Source organism: Salicibibacter kimchii, assembly GCF_003336365.1.
Lineage (GTDB): Bacteria > Bacillota > Bacilli > Bacillales > Marinococcaceae > Salicibibacter > Salicibibacter kimchii.
In genome coordinates this window covers 452956-469514 of sequence record NZ_CP031092.1, presented here as the reverse complement: position 1 = coordinate 469514, position 16559 = coordinate 452956, and the positions used below count along the sequence as shown (strand labels likewise).

Annotated in this window: 16 protein-coding genes; 9 read left to right on the top strand and 7 right to left on the bottom strand. The window is 45.5% G+C overall.

Annotated features, from left to right (window positions below; all coding sequences use genetic code 11):
* Positions 1 to 192 precede the first annotated feature (192 nt).
* Positions 193 to 1083, bottom strand: a complete 891-nt coding sequence (locus DT065_RS02540) for a polysaccharide deacetylase family protein (RefSeq protein ID WP_114370578.1) — start codon at positions 1081 to 1083, stop codon at positions 193 to 195.
* A 75-nt stretch (positions 1084 to 1158) separates the two neighbouring features.
* On the opposite strand from DT065_RS02540, the gene DT065_RS19230 reads away from it, so the two are divergent.
* Complete coding sequence (locus tag DT065_RS19230; protein WP_227002708.1) at positions 1159 to 1410, top strand: RsiV family protein; 252 nt, start codon at positions 1159 to 1161, stop codon at positions 1408 to 1410.
* A gap of 82 nt (positions 1411 to 1492) precedes the next feature.
* Here the strand turns inward: DT065_RS19230 and DT065_RS02530 are convergent, their stop codons facing one another.
* Both DT065_RS02530 and DT065_RS02525 read right to left on the bottom strand, forming a co-directional pair.
* Complete coding sequence (locus DT065_RS02530; RefSeq protein ID WP_114370577.1) at positions 1493 to 3184, bottom strand: BCCT family transporter; 1692 nt, start codon at positions 3182 to 3184, stop codon at positions 1493 to 1495.
* A gap of 122 nt (positions 3185 to 3306) precedes the next feature.
* Positions 3307 to 3495 carry a hypothetical protein gene (locus tag DT065_RS02525; RefSeq protein WP_114370575.1) on the bottom strand — a complete coding sequence of 63 codons (189 nt, stop codon included), beginning with the start codon at positions 3493 to 3495 and terminating at the stop codon, positions 3307 to 3309.
* A gap of 145 nt (positions 3496 to 3640) precedes the next feature.
* Between DT065_RS02525 and DT065_RS02520 the strand changes: the two genes are divergently transcribed.
* Positions 3641 to 4801 carry an aminotransferase A gene (locus DT065_RS02520; protein ID WP_114376016.1) on the top strand — a complete coding sequence of 387 codons (1161 nt, stop codon included), beginning with the start codon at positions 3641 to 3643 and terminating at the stop codon, positions 4799 to 4801.
* Here the strand turns inward: DT065_RS02520 and DT065_RS02515 are convergent.
* Positions 4779 to 5414 (bottom strand): DNA-3-methyladenine glycosylase, encoded by a 636-nt coding sequence (locus DT065_RS02515; protein ID WP_114370573.1) that lies wholly within the window; start codon positions 5412 to 5414, stop codon positions 4779 to 4781. The two genes, DT065_RS02520 and DT065_RS02515, sit on opposite strands and share 23 nt — an antisense overlap.
* 70 nt (positions 5415 to 5484) lie before the next feature.
* Here DT065_RS02515 and DT065_RS02510 point away from each other — a divergent pair, with 70 nt between their 5' ends.
* The 3 genes from DT065_RS02510 to DT065_RS02500 all read left to right on the top strand — a co-directional run bounded on the left by DT065_RS02510 (position 5485) and on the right by DT065_RS02500 (position 7818).
* Positions 5485 to 5820, top strand: a complete 336-nt coding sequence (locus DT065_RS02510) for a metal-sulfur cluster assembly factor (RefSeq protein ID WP_114370571.1) — start codon at positions 5485 to 5487, stop codon at positions 5818 to 5820.
* Between the two features lie 170 nt (positions 5821 to 5990).
* A complete protein-coding gene (locus DT065_RS02505) occupies positions 5991 to 6500 on the top strand; it encodes a YfiT family bacillithiol transferase (RefSeq protein WP_114370569.1) in 510 nt (169 codons plus the stop codon).
* 478 nt (positions 6501 to 6978) lie between these two features.
* Positions 6979 to 7818 carry a malate synthase gene (locus DT065_RS02500; RefSeq protein ID WP_114370567.1) on the top strand — a complete coding sequence of 280 codons (840 nt, stop codon included), beginning with the start codon at positions 6979 to 6981 and terminating at the stop codon, positions 7816 to 7818.
* Between the two features lie 154 nt (positions 7819 to 7972).
* Here the strand turns inward: DT065_RS02500 and pepF (DT065_RS02495) are convergent, their stop codons facing one another.
* From pepF (DT065_RS02495) to DT065_RS02485, 3 genes are all read right to left on the bottom strand, one after another.
* Positions 7973 to 9766: an oligoendopeptidase F gene (gene pepF / locus DT065_RS02495; RefSeq protein WP_114370565.1), complete on the bottom strand. Its 1794-nt coding sequence runs from the start codon at positions 9764 to 9766 to the stop codon at positions 7973 to 7975.
* Between the two features lie 62 nt (positions 9767 to 9828).
* A complete protein-coding gene (gene pepF, locus DT065_RS02490) occupies positions 9829 to 11637 on the bottom strand; it encodes an oligoendopeptidase F (protein WP_114370564.1) in 1809 nt (602 codons plus the stop codon).
* Positions 11634 to 12584, bottom strand: a complete 951-nt coding sequence (locus DT065_RS02485) for a ketopantoate reductase family protein (RefSeq protein WP_227002707.1) — start codon at positions 12582 to 12584, stop codon at positions 11634 to 11636. Before DT065_RS02485 ends, pepF (DT065_RS02490) begins: the two co-directional genes overlap by 4 nt.
* Positions 12585 to 12713: 129 nt before the next feature.
* On the opposite strand from DT065_RS02485, the gene DT065_RS02480 reads away from it, so the two are divergent.
* The 4 genes from DT065_RS02480 to DT065_RS02465 are packed head-to-tail and all read left to right on the top strand — an operon-like array spanning position 12714 to position 16364.
* A complete protein-coding gene (locus DT065_RS02480) occupies positions 12714 to 13889 on the top strand; it encodes a pyridoxal phosphate-dependent aminotransferase (protein ID WP_114370562.1) in 1176 nt (391 codons plus the stop codon).
* A 12-nt stretch (positions 13890 to 13901) separates the two neighbouring features.
* Positions 13902 to 14687: a carbon-nitrogen family hydrolase gene (locus tag DT065_RS02475; RefSeq protein WP_114370560.1), complete on the top strand. Its 786-nt coding sequence runs from the start codon at positions 13902 to 13904 to the stop codon at positions 14685 to 14687.
* Between the two features lie 14 nt (positions 14688 to 14701).
* The gene (locus DT065_RS02470; protein WP_227002706.1) at positions 14702 to 15559 is read left to right on the top strand and encodes a fumarylacetoacetate hydrolase family protein; all 858 of its coding nucleotides are present in this window, start codon (positions 14702 to 14704) and stop codon (positions 15557 to 15559) included.
* Between the two features lie 13 nt (positions 15560 to 15572).
* Complete coding sequence (locus tag DT065_RS02465) at positions 15573 to 16364, top strand: SDR family oxidoreductase (RefSeq protein ID WP_114370558.1); 792 nt, start codon at positions 15573 to 15575, stop codon at positions 16362 to 16364.
* The last annotated feature ends 195 nt before the right edge of the window (positions 16365 to 16559 follow it).

Sequence of the window (16559 nt, the reverse complement as noted above, 5' to 3'; positions counted from 1 at the left end):
ATCAAAAGAAGCAACAAAATTTCACGTACCGTAATGTTAATCAATCCTTTAAACATAGTAATTAGAGCAACCTAAAATTCTTAATGCTCGGTCCTAAGTACCTGTGTAGACGTATTTGTTGGATAATTCCTGCGTATTCATGTCATTTTTATTTAAAAATTTTCCTTCACTTGTCGGATAGACTCCTGGCAGTCAACGATAAGCACTGACATCGAGTAATTCATCTACGGTAACAAATTCTACATTATCATCTTGTAACTCCGGAATGACTTTATCGAGAGCCTCTACCGTCCTTAGTAAACCATCGTCTCCTTCCATCCCGGCACTATGCTGTAAAATGATGGCCCCGTAGGTAATGTCGCTTAAAATATTATCTGCTACCTCTCCGACCTCCAAATCCTTCCAATCCAAAGAATCCTGCGACCATATAATGTTCGAGTAGCCCAATGCATCCATAATACGAACATGATTTTCATTTTGTGCTCCATAAGGGGGGCGAAACAAGCGTACTTCTTCTCCGGTAATATCATGAATAGCTGTTTCGGTACGTTTCATTTGTTCTTCAGCTTCTTCATCGGAAATTTTCGGAAATTCGGGGTGATCCCAGCTATGGTTGGCGATCACATGCCCTTCCTCAAGGATACGTTGAACGACTTCGGGATGAGCTTTGACTCGTTCACCAACGAGAAAAAATGTTGCTTCTATATCGTATTCTTCCAATTTGTCCAAGACAGCAGGGGTGATATAGTCGTCTGGGCCGTCATCAAAGGTTAAAGCCACGCTTTTTTCATCCACTGGCCCTTGCAACGTAACTATGTCGGGAAAAGCGTTGTGCAATTCAGCATTACTAACCGGATTGGGGTTTCGGACTTCTGATTCAGCCCCCCCTGACATTTCGGGTGTTGTTTCATAATGAATGGTGTCAAGCTCGTGTTCATCTAACAGCTGATCCTCGGGTTGTTGTTCATTCATATGTTGGGTGTCGTGTATCGACCCAGGATCTCCTCCATAACCATGACAACCCGTGATCCAAATTGCCATAAGCAGTTGAAGCATAAAAAACCATGTCATTTTATTTTCCATACACGCGACCTCCAATTCTTCGACACATCAACTATGCTCAAATTAATGTTTACGTATACGAAAAAGTTTATTCCTATGACGGAGCGCGATTTTATTCAGCTATCCAACAACAAGTCCAGCACCTACTTTATGATCAGGGGTATGGCGATGGGGTATGAAGGGATTGCAGCAACCCAACCGTTTTATGTGGCAGATAAAACACTCGTTATTTTTTTTGACTTGTATGATCTGTTGCCATATGCATATGGGATCCCGTATTTTCCCATCTCTGTCTATTCGATGATGGATTTGCTCAATGAGGATGGGCCTCTGGGTTCGATGCTTTAATAGCTTTTTACGCTGGTTTCCCCTGCACTGTGACAAATGAAATGGAGGGCGTAGCACTCACGAGTGCTACGCCCTCTTGGAATTAGGATCGCTTGCTATCATCTTTTTCTTGGTCGGTTGATTCTTCATTCATTTCCTTTTGTACTTGTCGATGAACATCATCTTTTACTTTATCATAGACTTCATCTCGCATTTCATCATACATTTCATCGCGGATATGTTCTTTTATTTCTTCGTTGTGTTTTTCTCTTTGTTTCCTATTTTCTATTTTATGATCCTTCATCATCATAAGCAGAACAACGATGACCATCGAAACCATGATCACGCCGAAAGGAAGAGCAGATACAATGGCCGCGGTCTGTAATCCTTCAAGTCCTCCCGTTAAGAGTAGGACACTCGCTGTACCGGCAATCAAAAAACCCCAGATAATCTTGATGGAGAGCATCGGTTTAAGCCCGCCTTGAGAGGTCATGACCCCAAGCACGTAAGAGGCAGAGTCTGCCGAGGTGATAAAGAAAATAGTGATTAATAGAAAGGCTAAGATGCTCATAATCAATCCCAAGGGCAGATTTGAAAGCACTTCAAACAATGCGATTTCTTCATTGGCGGTCACCAATTCGGAAATGCCGGTGCCCATGGCAATTTCCTGGTAAAGTCCATTACTCCCAAACGCCACGAACCAAATGACACCGACCAACGATGGCAGCAACAGCACGCCCATCATATATTCACGCACGGTACGACCACGGGATACCCTCGCGATAAATAATCCGATAAACGGAGCCCAGGACATGTGCCACGCCCAGAAAAAGATCGTATTAGCTCCAAGCCACTCACTTTCTTCCGCTGAATACGGGGCTAGTTCCAGGCTCATCGGCACGATGTTTGATATATAACCACCGAGCGTCGTCAGGAAGTTCTCGGCGATTTGGATCGTCGGGCCGGCAACAATGACAAACAGAAGCAAAGCAGCCGCAATAAATAAATTAATATTGCTTAAATATTTAATCCCGCGGTTAACCCCGGAGGAGGCCGATATCATAAATAAAACCGTGATGATGGCAATAATCGTAAATTGGGTAAGAAAATTGTTGGGGATGCCGGTCATGTAAGAAAGCCCCCCGGCCATTTGCATGGCGCTCAATCCAAACGTCGTAGCCACACCCATCGCGGTCGAAAGAACAGCGAGCGTGTCAATTGTTTTTCCCGGCCATCTTTCCATTTGATTCCCAAAATAAGAAGCAAAAGCAGAGCTGATTAACGCCGGCTTATCTTTTCTAAACTGAACATAGGCAAGCGTTAAGCCGACAACGCCAAAGATGGCCCACACGTGCAAGGACCAGTGAAAGGACCCATATCGAAGTCCTGCTTCCGCGGCAGCTGCCGTTTCCGGTGTAATCCCCTCAGGTGGATCCAAATAATATAAAACGGGTTCCGCGACGCCCCAGAACACAAAACCTACCCCGATACCGGCAGCGAAAATCATCCCAATCCACGTATAAAACGGATACTCGGGTCGATCATCCTCTTTACCGAGTCGAATTCTTCCAAAAGGGCTAAAGACGACAAAAATGGAAAAAGCAACGAAGAAAGCGGTGGCAATCATGTAAAACCAACCGAAGTTTTCAATTGTAAAGTCCAACGCAGTGTTCGCCACTCGCTCGAGAGATGATAAATTCAGCACGCCCCACAACACAAACGCAAATACCAAAACAGCAGAAATCACGAAGACGATATTCGGACGTTTCGTTTCATATGTATAATGCTTAGCCATATCGGCGTAAAGGTTCCTGCAAGCAGAACCTTTACAACCCCCCTTTCATCAAGTGAATAACAGTATATGTGTAAGGTTTCCCTACTCTTTCCGTTTGCAAACAAAAACAATTCGAGGCAGACTTATAGCCCGAATTGTTTGGCAATTGCTTCGTCTTTTTCCAACCTGCTGATAAATTCATTCAAAACATGTACATCTAACGTGATATTCACGCCTTGCGGGGACGTAATAAAGACTTGGTTTTGGCTGCGAGCCTTTTTAAATTGATAGCCATCAATCGTCATTAATACTCGTTCGTCCGGTCTTGCCATTTTCCGTCACCTCTCTTCCATCTCTTTTATTGTAACGAAGAAAAAGCGTAGATGCTATGCCTTGATACGTTGTATTCCATTTTTTTTCTCAGGTAGGTGTGATAATGTTGACAAGGAGAAGGGGAGTGCGTAAAGAATGGTACAGATGGATGCAAACATTAATCAAAACGTATTGGGCATTCAACGATCTGGGATTCGGCAATTTTTTGATAAAGTGGCGACGGTAGAGGGAGCGGTACAACTCACCCTTGGGCAACCGGACTTTCATACCCCCGGTCACGTTAAAGAAGCCGCAAAACAAGCGATTGATGATAATCACACTACTTATACGGCAAACGGGGGCATTTCGGAACTAAAGGAGGCCGCAACGGAATTTGTACGGGAAAAATACGGCTTAACTTATGACGCCAAAAGGGAAGTCATTACTACCGTGGGAGCGAGCCAGGCGTTGGATATTACGCTACGCACAATGCTTTCAAGCGGCGACGAGGTGCTTTTGCCTGTACCGGCGTACCCGGCCTATGAACCGCTTATTCGGCTAAACGGCGCGACACCAACGTACATAGATACGAGTAAAACGAATTTTAAATTGACAAAAGAGGCCATTCAAGCAGCGATCACGCCAAAAACACGCGCGCTTATCCTATCCTATCCTTCCAATCCGACCGGGGTGGTGCTCAACGAAGAGGAATTAAAAGCGATTGCCGCTGTCCTGCAGGATGAAAATATTTTTGTCGTCAGCGATGAAATCTACAGTGAACTTGTCTACGCCCGTCCCCATTCCTCCATTGCGTTTCAACCTGGAATGAAAGAACGTACGGTGGTCATTAATGGTTTATCGAAATCACATAGCATGACGGGTTGGCGTATTGGATTTGCGTTCGCCCCCGCTACACTCACCGAACAAATGCTGAAAGTACATAGCTACAACATTTCTTGTCCCAGTTCCATTTCTCAGCATGCCGCACTTTCGGCATTGACTGTCGGAAAAGATGACGCTGGACAAATGCGGGTGAAATACGAAAAACGGCGAGATTACATGCTTAAACGCTTGCAGGAAATGGGGTTGCCGGTTGCAAAACCGGAAGGCGCCTTTTATTTGTTTCCTTCGATTCAAAAAACCGGACTTGATGCCTATTCATTTGCGGAGCGTTTGTTGGAAGAAGAAAAACTTGCCGTCGTCCCCGGGACAGCCTTTACCAGCTATGGAGAAGGGTATGTCCGTTTATCGTATGCTTATGATATGGAAAACCTAACGGAAGCATGCCTTCGTTTGGAACGCTTTATTCGTCGGAACGGGGCTTAGGACGTTTGGAGACGTAAGGATTATCTTTTTCGTAAAAACGCCACGGGTAGTGTTTCGCTTCACCGCTTGCGTCAATGCCAACCCGGGGAGATGTTTCAACAATGATGTCTTCTCCGCTTCCTTCCGCAATGAAAAGGGTGTCGCTTTGAAGGTCATGCCCGTTATACCATTCCTTCGTGATGCCAAATGCTTGCCCGAGTTTGCCGGGACCATTGGTTAATTGTCGTTGCCGGGCTTTCGTTAACGATTTGTATTCGCGTTGGAATCGGTTTTTTGCCATCGTTTCAAATCCTTCTAACGGTTCTACCGCACGTAACAGAACACCTTCGGGATAATCGGGTCCCACGGTGACGCAATTCATACAGTGATGAATGCCGTAGATGAGGTAGACATACGCGTGGCCCGCTTCCCCGAACATCGTTTCATTTCTCGGGGTGCGTCGGCCGCCATAGGTGTGGGCGGCGCGGTCGTCCGGGCCAATATATGCCTCGACTTCAACGATTTTGCCAATAAGCTGCTCGTCTGCCTGTTGTTTAACGAGATATTTTCCAATAAGCGCATTTGCGACTTCCAATGTAGGTTGCTGAAAAAAAGCACGGGGGAGTTTTTTCATCTCGGGATCCTCCTGATTGTCTAACGAGCGAAAATAACGTACAATGAATCAATAAAAGGGGTGATTGAATATGGCAGATGAACAAGAAATCCAAGAAACGGAAGAACGAGTATGGGCAGAACTTGAAAATGTCATTGACCCTGAACTCGGCGTAGATATTGTTAATCTTGGTCTAGTATACGAGGTAGACTTGGACCCTGACAAGAATGTGGTGATTACCATGACGCTGACAAGCATGGGCTGCCCGCTTGCAGGCATGATTCAATCGGAAATCAAGAACGCGCTTTCCGGCCTGCAGGAGGTCAATGAAATAGGGGAAGTCGAAGCGAATATCGTTTGGAATCCACCGTGGGACAAAGATAAAATGTCCCGTTATGCCAAAATAGCTCTCGGCGTTGCCGATTAATCTTACAAAGACTTTGACCTTCGCTATTATTAGCGTGAAGGCAAAGTCTTTATTGTTTCACCTTCATACAACCGCCCTCCATAAAGTAATCAGGTATTTATGTTAAACTATCAGAGGATCATCCATTATTTATGTTAGTGATGAGTAATAACGAACAGGGGGGATTAGAAATGAACGTAAACTATCCGATCGGGGAATTACAGCTCCCTAAAAAAGTTACATTGGAAAATATTCAAGAATGGCTGAAAGACATCGAAACGTATACGGTTCGATTAAGAGGAACGGTTGATTCATTAAGTGATGAGGAATTGAGCAGAACATATCGTGATGGCAGCTGGAACGTTCGTCAACTGGTTCATCACATTGCAGATTCTCAGTTGAACATGGTTCAACGGTTGAAGCTGGCTTTAACAGATGAGAATCCAACAGTACCAAATTTTGATCAAGATCGGTGGGCGATTCAACCGGATACAAATCTTCCTGTAGAAAGCTCTATTAAGATGCTCGAAGGGATAAATGAACGCGTTGTCTCTTTAGGGAATAGTTTAACGGAAGAGCAATTACATCGAGCTTTTTTTCACCAAGAAAACGGCAAAATAACCGTTGCAACAAAGGTAGCAAAATTAGCTTGGCACGAAGAGCACCACCTCGCCCATATAAAAATCGCATTATCAAAATAATACAATATGCACGGAATGGGGGGCTTATCGACGTTCAGTAAGCCCTTTTAAAAAAATGAAAAGCATATTCAACGAAGGGAGCGTTTTTCAGGTGAAGGCGCTCTTTTTTATTGTCGATGCCTAGGATCCATATAAAAGGAAACGGGCCATTTTCACATAAAACGAATGGTAGAATCGCCACCCCCTTGCATCATCTATATAAATATAACTAAATATTTTACAATAAGTGAACTGCCATTGTCAACGGATAAACTTGCAATATTTTCGAATATATGATAATATAGAATTATAATGATTTCGAAAGGACATTCGATGATGGTGCGCAACTTCTTATAGACAGATTTTGGGTGCGTTTTTTTAATTAAGGATCTTTTTTGTGTTCGATTTGGTCAAATGATTGGACGGAAGGCGAACGGACGAGAAAATAAAAGGAGTAACCATCAACGCCTAATGATAATAATATAAGGAGAGTAGATGAATGAATTTAATTAACGAAGAAATAACGCATAAAGTCTTTGGGCAAGGAGATATCGTGGATCAGGACGAATCTTCCGTCACGGTTAATTTTAACGAGGATACTAAGAAATTCGTTTATCCTGATGCTTTTGGAAAGTTTATAACACTTAAGGACCGGGATACTGCACAGTCTCTGAAGAAAGTTATATCAAAAAGGGAGACGGAAAAGCAAGAGCTTGAAAAGAAACGTGAAGAAGAAAAAGAACGGCTGGCACTTGAACAGCAGGTCAGAAAAAAACTGAAGAACCATAAAATTCATGAAAGCTCACAAATTGTTTTCTGGTTGGACGAAGAAGAGCAACAAAGTGTTTTTACCGATTGGAAAGTGTCTACCGGCAAGGTTCAAAGCGGAAAAAATAAAGGCGAGCCTAACAGACCAGCTCGATTGCGCCCGAACAGCGCAAGTCTTCTGACGGCAAAAAAGTCGGACAAACCAGAAACAGAAAGACAAATTCTCGGCCTTTATATGGTGGATGAAACGTTTACCGGTAATCTTGGCGATGATGGAATGCTCCCGGCTCATTCGGAATTTAGAATTAAGCTCACGGATCAAGAAACGGAGAAAATGCTTTTCTGGAATTATTGTAGCAATAAGAACTATCCTCATCGAATGACATGGAATTCCGGTAAATATCGTTATTTTGATAATGTTTGGGTCGCTCAAATCTTAAAAGATATTATTGCTTTGAAAACGGGTGAAGAGGAAGTCAGAGCAGCTGAAAACTTTCTAAAATACTTCTGTAAAATGAATGCCCTTGATATGGATAACATTCCAGAAGCGAACGGAACTTTAAAGCAATAGCAATCAGATAACCTATAGGGACGGTTCATATGCCTCGTCATCATGAGAAGAGAAGGCATATAAATCGTCCCTTGTTGTATTTATCGACGCCCGCTTTTTATTATGGTACTCCCCGTTAGGTACGGCAGCTTAGCTCTGGCTTTAAATCCTTGCATTAGTATTCTGTCCTTTTAAACGCCTCCACCGTTTCACGGAACATTTTCATGGCATTTTCAATCGGCTCCGGGGTTGTTAAGTCAACGCCGGTTTTTTTCAATAATTCGAGAGGGAAATCCTCGCTCCCGCTTCGTAAAAATTGGAGGTAATTATTTAGGGTCTGTTCGTCCCCGTCAAGGATACGCGTGGCTATATCAATCGCTGATACAAATCCCGTCGCGTACTGATAGACATAAAAAGCCCGGTAAAAATGGGGGATTCGCGACCATCCATATTTGACTTCCTCATCGAATACGAGCGTGGGGCCATGATACGTGCGAAAGAGCGATTCATATAATTCATTTAAGCTGTTGGCGTCCAAAGGCTCTTCCGTTGCCGCCCGTTCATGGGTTTGTTTTTCAAAATCCGCGAACATGACTTGGGTGAAAAACGTCCCTTTGAACTGTTCAATGAAGTGATTGAGCAAGTACTTGCGCATTTTCGGGTCCTCAGTTTCTTTGAGCAAATGTTGAATGAGCAAGACCTCATTGACGGTAGAAGCGACCTCGGCAACGAAAATACGGTAATTCGCTGTAATCTGCGGTTGGTGTTTGTTGGAAAAATAACTGTGCATCGCGTGCCCCATTTCATGGACGAGTGTAAACTGGCTTTTCAAATCGTCATGATGGTTGAGGAGCACAAAAGGATGAACCCCGTAGACCCCCATATTATAGGCGCCTGATTTTTTCCCGGCCGTTTCCCGCACATCGATATAACGCTTATCCCTGAACTCCCGGAGGACCTTCGTGTACTCCTCCCCGAGAGGGACGAGCGCTTCCAACATCGTATCGTAGGCGTCGTCATAGGAAATATTGACTTTCATATCAGGAACGAGCGGGACGTTTAAATCATATTGACGGAGTTCGTCGACACCGAGCTTCTCTTTTCGGATGGCCGTGTAATCGTGTAAAGGCTGAATATTGTCTTTGGCCGCCGAGAGTAAATTGTCGTATACCTCTGTTGAAATATTATCGTCGAAAAGGGATTGGCTTAGTGCAGAGTCATGCCCGCGAAGCTTCGCAATCGTCGCATTTGTTTTGACCTCTGCCGCTAAATTGGTGGCGATCGTGTTATTTAATACGACATAAGGTTTGTAATAGGCTCGATAAGCTTCTTCTCGGACATCGCGGTCCTCATCTTCGATCCGCTTCGCGTACATCCCGCGGGTTAATTGCACGGCGTTGCCGTCTTCATCGGTGACATTGCCGAAGGGAATGTCCGCATTATTGAGCATATTGTACGTATCCGCGGGCGCTGATAACGATTCCCCTAACGTCGACAGCAATTCTTCCTTTTCTTTCGAAAGGACGTAAGGTTTATAGCGAAATGATTTCCAAAGCTTATCTTCAAAATAAGTCAGTTGCTCTTCTTCCTGAAGATATTGCTTCAAGGTCGTTTCATCAAGGCTTAGTAAAAAAGGCATGAAAAAAGCGGTTGCTTCACTCACTTTTACCGCTGTTTGAGAGGCTTTGGCTTTCAGTTGCTGTGCATGGGAGTCCCGGGTATCAATGTCGGATAAAAACATCGTGTAAGCAAAAACATGCTGCAGTTTGTAAGACAATTCTTCTTGTGTTTTTAAAAAAGAAAACAGCGATGCGCCGTCGTTAATGTTGCCATCGTACGATTGCAGGTCGCTCGCCATCGCCAATACATCATCGACGTCTTCTTGCCAATCGGTTTCCGATGTATAAAGGTCTGTCAAATCCCATTTTTCTTGTTCGGGAACTTCTTGTCGTTTATCATACGTTGTCATTGGTATCCACCTTTTTTTATATCTATTCCCCACATGTCTGATTTTAACCGTGGATCGCTATGTTATAAAAAACTCTCTTCCAACTCATCAATCAACGTCCCGACATAACGCACCGCTTTCTTAATAGGCGCGGAGCTCGACATATCCACGCCGCCTTTTTGGAGCAAGTCAATTGGCTCCATCGTGCCTCCCGCTTTAAGCATGGAGAGCCATTGATCGACAGCCGGTTGGCCTTCGGTTGCAATTTTTTCGGAAACGGCTGTCGACGCTGTCAAGCCAGCAGAATAGGTGTACGGATAAAGTCCCATGTAGTAGTGCGGCTGTCGCATCCACGTGAGCGCCGCGCCGTCATCAAGCGTCATCGCGTCCCCCCAAAAACCGGAGAGTACCTCATATTTCAATTCGTTCAACGTTTGGACCGTGAGCGTTTCTCCTTTTTCGGCGACTGTGTAGACCTCGCGTTGAAAGGCTCCTTCCAATAAATGAGTGACGAAATTATGGTAGTAGGTATCAAGCAAGGACAAAATCACCCAACGTTTCATGTTCCCATCGTCTGATTTGTTGAGCAAATGGCGGGCCAGCAGCATTTCATTCATCGTTGACGGAGCTTCAATCATGTAAGTGGACGGGCGAACGCTCCCCACCCGTTGATGCTGATTTGCCAAATAAAAATGACCGGCATGCCCAAGTTCATGCGCCAAAACGAACGTGCCTCGCATCATGTTTGTCCACGTCAGTAGAATATATGGATGGGCGCCGTACGGGCTGGAACAAAAAGCGCCGGTTTGTTTACCTATATTATTTGCTCGGTCCACCCAGCCTTCATATAAGCCTTTTTCCATGATTGTTACGTATTCGCTTCCCATCACGTTAAGGGCTTCCAAAATCGTTTCTGCTGCATCATTGTAGCTGATCTCCGGTTCATAATGAGGATCGAGAGGGGCTTTTATATCCGCAAACGTCATCGTCTCCAAGCCGAGTACTCGTTGTTTTAACTTGGCATAGCGTTGCATGTGCGGGGCTAAGTCCCGATAGATCGTATCGAGCTGTTGATGATAGATATCCTGAGGGACGTTTTGGTTATGCAAAAGCATATCGGTGACGGATCCATGCCCCCGTAGTCGAGCGGTGATCACCTGTTTTTTAACTTCCGTGTCATACGTGCTCGCGTAGGTATTTTGGTAGTGGCGCAGCCCGTCGATAAATGCTTCATAAGCCTTTCGGCGAATGGTCGTTTTAGAGGAAAATTCGTATTTATCCTCGTAAAGAGCGAAGGACACTGGGCGTTCCTCCCCTGCATCATCTTGAAAAGGGGAGAAGGTTACATCGGCTGATTTACTTTGCTCATAAATCTTTAAGGGAGCGTGATGAACTTCTCCGAGTGCCGCGAGGATTTCTTCTGATTCTTTCGAGAACGCATACGGTTGCTCTTGTAAAATGTTTTGAATCGGTGCGTCATAGTTGTGCAAATCAGGAGCTTCTTTAAGAAAACGAGCGATCGTTCCTTCGGACAGAGCGATGATTTCCGAAGAAATAAAAGCAACCGCTTGGTTATATTCGCTCTTTAAGGCACGGGCTTTCCCTTGACGGGATTGATTTTTCGGATCGGTGCCGTCGGTTGCCATTTGCAGCTGCGCATAAGTGATAATGGGGATAAGACTTTCTTGCAGTTTTTCCTCCGTCTCGAGGCAAGCGAGCAACACGTTCGCACCCTCGTGTAATCGCCCTCTATACGCGTTCATATCGGGAATTTGTTTTTGTAACTTTTTATAGGCATTTTCCCATGCTTCTTCGCTCGAAAACAGATCGTCGAGATTCCATTTTTGCTCCTCCGGAACGTCATGCCGACGCTTTCGTGTATGATCGGTCATCGACTGTCATCCTTTCTCCATTGGTCATAAACCTTCAAATTAGCATAAATCGCTTGTAAAAAAGGGGTAAAGCATTCATTTACTTCAGCAAGCCGTAACAGGTAGCCCGGTATATGGTCGGCTTCAACCGGCAGTCCTTTTTCTTTATCTTTTTGCATCGACGCTTTCGTTTCATCGGAAAGTTTCATGACCTGTCGCCATGCCTTATCCGCAAAATCATTCCCGATCGGTTCACCCGTATGCCGGATGACCGTGACGATCTCGTCAATAAGCTGATGAGTGAATGCTCTCCCTTCATCGCTATCGCGAATGGGACCAACCGGACCGTTAAAAAGGGTGGTGATGCCGGAGAGCGTGGCAATAAACAAGTATTTTCGCCACATCTCCTCAGAAATATGTATGCTTGTCCGGACGTCCGCATTCGTTTTATCGAAACTCGCGGCAATCCGTTTGACCCGTTCGCTCATTTCGCCGTTTCGTTCCCCGACCGTAAGGCGATGGCCGCTACTTGTATGCAAGATATGGCCTTCGTTTGTGAGCGTTGATTCAATGAAGCAAAGCCCGCCTAATACTACGTCTTTGTTAAAATAACGATCGAGCGTCTCCAAGTGCTCCATGCCATTTAACAGTGGGAGGATGACCGTCTCCTTGTGCATAAAGCCTGTGAGCTCTGGGAGCACGTTATCCAATTGATAGGCTTTCGTACTCAGTAATATAACATCGAATATTCCCGTTTCTCTCTTTTCAATAAGCGGAGGATCGAGGGTTGCGTCTCCTTTGACACTTTTTAGGACAAGCCCGGTTTTTTCCAACTGCTTGCGGCGTTTGGGGCGGACGAGAAACGTGACATCTTCGCCGGCTTCGAGTAAACGTCCGCCGAAGTATCCGCCGACCGCGCCGGCACCGACAATAAGAAATTTTAGTCCCATCATAATTGCTCCTTTCATTCGTTGCATCTCCAGTATAACGAACATGGGAAAAATTAAAAATAGTTAAGCGGCTATAATTAAAAGTAGTAGGTTGTGAAGAAAAAATGTTAGACTGATGGAAATGCTAGAAAAAGGGTGGCATCACATATGAAAACATTTCAAGCATCGGAAGCGATTCAACGTTTACCAGATCAGTATTTTGCGAAACTGGAAAAAAGTATTCTTGCTCTCAAAGATAAAGGGCATGATGTCATTAATCTGGCGCAAGGGAGCCCGGATCAACCGACACCCAAACATATCATTGAATCCCTGCAAGAAGCGGCGGAAGAGCCGCGCTACCATAAATATTCCCCATTCCAGGGGTTTCGCTTCTTAAAAGAAGCAGCAGCCGACTATTATAAACATCATTATAACGTCGACTTAGACCCGGACGAGGAAGTTTGTGTCTTGTTCGGCGGAAAGGGCGGACTCGTGGAAGTCAGCGAGTGCATGCTTGATCAAGGAGACGTTGCACTCGTTCCCGACCCGGGCTATCCCGATTACTGGTCAGGCGTCGCGCTTGCCAATGCGCAAATGGAAATGATGCCATTGCGAGCGGAGCATCAATTTTTGCCGCGGTACGACGAAATTTCGAAAGAGGCGAAGGAAAAAGCAAAACTATTGTTTATTAATTATCCCAACAATCCGACAGGAGCGATAGCTAATCGTGCTTTTTTTGAAGAAACCGTAGATTTTGCCAACAACTATGATATTTGTGTCGTGCATGATTTTGCCTATGGCGCGTTAAGTTTTGACGGCAAACGCCACGAAAGTTTTTTGGAAGTTCCGGGGGCAAAAGAAACAGGCATCGAGATTTACACCTTATCGAAGACATATAATATGGCAGGTTGGCGCGTCGGTTTCGCGGTTGGGAATCGATCGATTATTCGCATGCTCAACAACATTCAAGACCATATGTACGTCAGTCTCTTCGGGGCTGTCCAAAAAGCGGCCGCTGATGCTTTGACAGGTCCGCAAGATAATGTAGATGAATTGATTGCCATGTACCAAAACCGTAGAGATGTCCTGATGAAAAAGGCACACGAGATAGGCTGGGAGGGCGAAGCGCCAAAAGGTTCTTTTTTTGCTTGGTTTCCCTGCCCGAACGGCATGACCTCTGATGCATTCGCGAGCAAGCTTCTGGAAGAAGCACATGTCGCTGTTGCGCCGGGCCGCGGTTTTGGCGAATATGGCGAAGGGTATGTCCGATTAGGACTCGTCAACGATGAAAAGACAATCGAGGAAGCGCTGGATCGTATTGCTAAACTAAATGTCTTTCAGTAGGAGGCGTATAAAGTGAAAGTCGCGATTTATCAAATGGATATTCAAGCCGGAGAACCGGACACCAATCGGGGAAAGGTGAAGCAATGGGTTAAGGACGTCGCGGAGCGTCACAGACCGGATGTTGCCGTACTGCCTGAAATGTGGACGACCGGTTATGCGCTAACTGAAATTGCCCGACTCGCGGATGAGGAAAACGGACAAACAGAGCAAATGTTGAAAGCTTTGGCAAAAGAAAACGTGATCGATCTGGTGGCCGGGTCCATTGCCGTGAATGCAGCTGACGGGGTCGTGAACCGCGCGCTGACCATTACCAAGGACGGGGAGATCATTAACGAATACGACAAGATCCATTTAGTACCCATGCTTGATGAACCACGCTATTTAGCTCCGGGGAAAGAAAAGGTAAGCCCTTATCAGCTGCAAGAAACAACGATGGGGTCGTTCATTTGTTACGATTTGCGGTTTCCGGAAATCGCCCGCTCATTAGCGGTGAATGGGGCAAAAGTGATGTACGTTTTCGGCGAATGGCCGGAAGCCAGGCGCGATCATTGGGATGCCTTGTTGCGGGCAAGAGCGATCGAAAATCAATGTTTTGTTGTGGCCGCTGGATCCGTCGGCAGTTACGACGGGGCTAATTTTTCCGGCCATTCCACCGTTATTTCACCTTGGGGAAATGTACTCGCGCTCGCGAGCCCGGATGAGGAAGAGACACTCGTCGCTAACATCGATCTCTCCGAAGTGGATGAATTTCGGGAAGCTGTTCCTGTGTTGAAAAATCGGCTTCCAGCCCGTTATTGAAAGGAAGTGTATCGTTGAAACTTGTCAGCTACCGAGAAGGGACGCAAGAAGCTGCCGGTATGTTAACAAAGGATCAGGTGATTCCGGTTCAGAAGGTAAATCGATTAGGCGAGAAAGATTTTCCCATTACCATACAGGATTTGATTGAAACGGGACGCATTCAGGAACTGCAAACATGGATCGAAGCACAAGACACGCTTCCGGAAGCCATTGCTGTAGACGACGTTTCATTCGGCCCTTTATACCGTATTCCCCCTAAAATATGGGGAATCGGCCTGAACTATGTTGATCACGCGGCCGATTTACATGAACAGGCGCCGAATACAGAACCTGCAAGTTTCATGAAACCGGCGACAACAGTGATCGGTCCGGGGGATGAGATCCAATTGCCTCCGCAATCGGAACGTACGACCGGAGAGGCAGAGCTCGGAATTGTGATCGGCAAGCGTTGCAAGAATGTTTCCGAAGCTGATGCGCTTACCGTCGTTGCCGGCTATACGACGGTCATCGATATGACAGCTGAAGATATTTTAGCGAAAAATGCCCGATACTTAACGCGATCGAAAAGTTTTGATACATTTTTTAGTTTTGGCCCGGCGTTGCTGACACCTGATGAGGTTGAAAGTCTACATGATTTGGAAGTGGCTACCTACGTGAATGGTTCGCTTCATCGCAAAAATGTCGTTGCCAATATGACATTTAAACCGGAAATGCTGATTTCTTTTCATTCGAAAGTGATGACATTAGAACCGGGAGATATCCTATCCACGGGAACGCCCGGAGCGATTCCGTTAAAAGACGGCGATTCCATAAGCTGTGGGATTACCGGCTTTCCGTGGTTGGAAAATCCGGTGAAAGACTTAAAACGATAGGGAGGTATTTACATTGGATTTACAATTACAAAAGAAAGCAGCGCTCGTCCTGGCGGGAAGCAAAGGCCTCGGACGTGCTATTGCCACCGAATTGGCACGTGAAGGCGCGAGCGTCATTATCGCCAGCCGTGACGAGGAACAATTGGAGCAAACAGTGGGGGAGATCAAAAAAGATATTGGCGGGGGAGAAGTGCAATATGCGATCTGCGATTTAACGAATGAAGATGACGTTAAGGCCGCCGTGCAGAAAACCGCGGATCAATACGGCACCGTGGATATTTTAATTAACAATAGCGGGGGACCGAAAGCAGGCGGTTTTGACGATGTCAACGCGTCGGATTGGCAAAACGCTTATGAATTAAACTTGTTAAGTTACGTTAGAGCTACCGAAGCAGTGCTTCCTTATATGAAAAAGCAGCAAAACGGTCGTATTGTCAACATAACGTCTTCATCGATCAAAGAAGCCCTCGACGGGATGGTATTATCCAATACATTCCGGGCCGGGGTACTCGGCCTGACGAAAAGTTTGGCTTCCGAATACGCGAGCGATAACATTTTCGTCAACACGATAGGGCCGGGGAGAATTGCCACTGATCGTGTCGCTTCCCTTGATGAGTTGAAAGCATCGAAACAAAATAAAGACAGGGAAACTGTGCGGGAAGAATCTGAAGCACGCATCCCCGCCGGACGTTACGGTGAACCGGAAGAGTTTGCGAAAACAGTCGTATTCCTCGCCTCCCAAGCGAACAGTTACGTCACTGGGGAAGCAATGCTCGTGGATGGTGGTTTGGTGAAGGCGTTATAGCAGGATCTTAATTCCCTTTTTGGTGACCTAACCCTTCGAGTTAGGTCATCATTATTCTTCCAATACAAAAGACTGGAACACGAAAGTGCATCAAAGTTACCTATAACAGGAGTTATTTTATGGAGTAAGAATGGAAGGGAATGGAATCTTTTGACAAATTTCCGCATCCATTGTACGCTTTAATGTAAGCGCTTT